This window comes from Pseudomonas sp. SIMBA_041 (assembly GCF_046535095.1).
Taxonomy (GTDB): domain Bacteria; phylum Pseudomonadota; class Gammaproteobacteria; order Pseudomonadales; family Pseudomonadaceae; genus Aquipseudomonas; species Aquipseudomonas mucoides.
Genome location: NZ_JAWRXJ010000110.1, coordinates 1 through 337 on the forward strand (window position 1 = coordinate 1; position 337 = coordinate 337).

General features: G+C 40.7%; 1 protein-coding gene. It reads left to right on the forward strand.

Annotation, left to right across the window (positions count from 1 at the left end; genetic code table 11):
- On the forward strand, positions 1-221 hold a 221-nt coding region (locus SB725_RS30465; protein ID WP_410923067.1), incomplete at its 5' end, for a type II secretion system F family protein.
- Between the last annotated feature and the right edge of the window lie 116 nt (positions 222-337).

Below are 337 nucleotides of genomic sequence, written 5' to 3' on the forward strand. Positions count from 1 at the left end.
GTCTAGTTATCCAAATGGTTGGTATTGGCGAGGAGTCTGGTAGCTTAGAAGAGATGCTAGATAAAGTCGCTGTCTACTATGAAAACGAAGTTGATAATGCGGTTGATGGTTTGACCAGCTTGATGGAGCCAATGATCATGGCAGTGTTAGGTGTATTAGTTGGTGGCCTAGTCATCGCAATGTACTTGCCAATCTTCCAAATGGGCTCAGTAGTAGGATAATGATTTGATGCAATTTATACAGTTACTACAAGAGAACAGTACCCTAGCTTTATTCTTATTCGGCCTATTAGGTCTTTGTGTTGGCAGTTTTCTAAATGTCGTAATTCATCGCATAC